The 1,969-nt window shown below is 67.6% G+C and carries 2 protein-coding genes; both read right to left on the reverse strand.

Annotated elements, in window-relative coordinates; translation table 11 throughout:
- Nucleotides 1–207: 207 nt before the first annotated feature.
- Nucleotides 208–1,464, reverse strand: a complete 1,257-nt coding sequence (ftsZ, locus tag QH270_RS24015) for a cell division protein FtsZ (protein WP_280346347.1) — start codon at nt 1,462–1,464, stop codon at nt 208–210.
- 131 nt (nt 1,465–1,595) lie between these two features.
- A complete protein-coding gene (locus QH270_RS24020; RefSeq protein WP_280346348.1) occupies nt 1,596–1,811 on the reverse strand; it encodes a hypothetical protein in 216 nt (71 codons plus the stop codon).
- Nucleotides 1,812–1,969: the final 158 nt, after the last annotated feature.

The following is a 1,969-nucleotide window of genomic DNA, read 5'->3' on the forward strand; positions in this document are numbered from 1 at the left end:
CGCCGAGTGCCGCGACCGCGAGCAGGGCGATCGCGAACCGCGAAACCATTCCCTTGCCGGTGAACGTCATGCGAACCTACTTTCTGAAGTACCTCACCGCGGACCCTTCGGCGGTGATCGGCCTCGCCCACCCAACCCCACCTCTACCCCCATCTTATCTACCGCGCCGTCATGCTCGGGTGGCGGGCCGCTTTCGTTCGTTTCGGGCTAGCGGCGCATGAAGATCGGCACCTCGATGTCGTCGTCATCGTCGCCGTCGTCGCGCTGATCCGGGTTGTTCACCTGGTTCATCGCCCGCTCGGTGACGCGCTGCCGCTCCGACTCCCGGTACCGCTCGGTGTCGCGGTAGCTCGGCGCGGCGGTGCGCCCGGTCGACACGCCGGAGCTCGCGGGCTCGGTGGCCCGCGCGGGCGCCTCGGTGCGGGACTGACCGACCTCGCCGGCCCGGCCGACCCCGATCGGGTTGGTCCCGTTGCGCGCCGAGGTGGTGTTGGTGTGCTCGATCCGGCGCGACGGTCCGCCGCCGTCGAAACCGGCCGCGATCACGGTGACGCGCACCTCGTCACCGAGGGAATCGTCGATGACGGTACCGAAGATGATGTTGGCCTCGATGTGGGCCGCCTCCTGCACCAGCGAGGCCGCCTCGTTGATCTCGAACAGGCCGAGGTCGGAGCCACCGGCGATCGAGAGCAGCACGCCGTGCGCGCCGTCCATCGACGCCTCGAGCAGCGGCGAATTGATCGCCGTCTCGGCAGCTTTCACCGAGCGGCCCTCACCGCGCGCCGAGCCGATGCCCATCAGCGCCGAACCGGCGCCCGACATCACGCTCTTGACGTCGGCGAAGTCGACGTTGATCAGGCCGGGGGTGGTGATCAGGTCGGTGATGCCCTGCACACCGTTGAGCAGCACCTCGTCGGCGGAACGGAACGCGTCCATCAGGCTCACCGCCGCGTCGCCCAGCTGCAGCAGCCGGTCGTTCGGGATGACGATGAGCGTGTCGCAGGACTCGCGGAGCAGATTGATACCGACCTCGGCCTGGTTGCCGCGGCGCTTGCCCTCGAACGAGAACGGCCGGGTGACCACGCCGATGGTCAGTGCGCCCAGCTTGCGGGCGATGCTGGCGACGACAGGCGCGCCACCGGTACCGGTGCCACCGCCCTCGCCCGCCGTGACGAACACCATGTCGGCGCCCTTGAGCACCTCTTCGATCTCGTCCTTGTGGTCTTCGGCCGCCTTGCGGCCCACTTCCGGATCGGCCCCGGCGCCGAGGCCGCGGGTGAGCTCTCGGCCGACATCGAGCTTGACGTCGGCATCACTCATCAGCAGCGCCTGCGCGTCGGTGTTGACCGCGATGAACTCGACTCCCTTGAGTCCCTGTTCGATCATCCGGTTGACGGCGTTCACGCCGCCGCCGCCGATACCGACGACCTTGATCACGGCAAGGTAGTTGTGCGGGGGCGTCATGGGCTCTCGCCTTCCTTCGATCTTAAACCCTCAACCTCAACCATAGGGTTGGCGTTATGTCAAGTATCCGACTGCTGCGGAACGCTATTCGCAGCCAGCGCGATCCCGGCGCAGGCGCGCCGACGTTTCGCTCACTTTACCGTGACCAGATTCGGACTCGACACGTCGAACACGGTCCCCTCACGGGTCAGCAGTGGCAGCACGACGGCAGCTTTGCGCTCGCCGTCGCCCGTGCCGCCCCACACTACCTTCCTGCCGTCCCGCAGGTTCAGTGAGACGTCCGAATTCGACCGTGCCACAACCTCACCCACCTGCACCGACAGCGCCGGCGGCAGCGTGACCAGCACCTCGACGGCGGCCCGGGCCGCCGCGGGTCCGGTGAAAGACCCTCGGTGAGCAATTTAGGCACCCCGATCCGCGGCGCGGGCTCGATAGCGAATTCGACGCACTCGGCGTCGATCAAGTGCGCGCCGTCCGGTGATTAGAAGTACAGCACCGGTGTTAC

It is taken from the genome of Nocardia neocaledoniensis (genome assembly GCF_029868625.1).
In the GTDB taxonomy this organism is placed as follows: Bacteria; Actinomycetota; Actinomycetes; order Mycobacteriales; family Mycobacteriaceae; genus Nocardia; species Nocardia neocaledoniensis_A.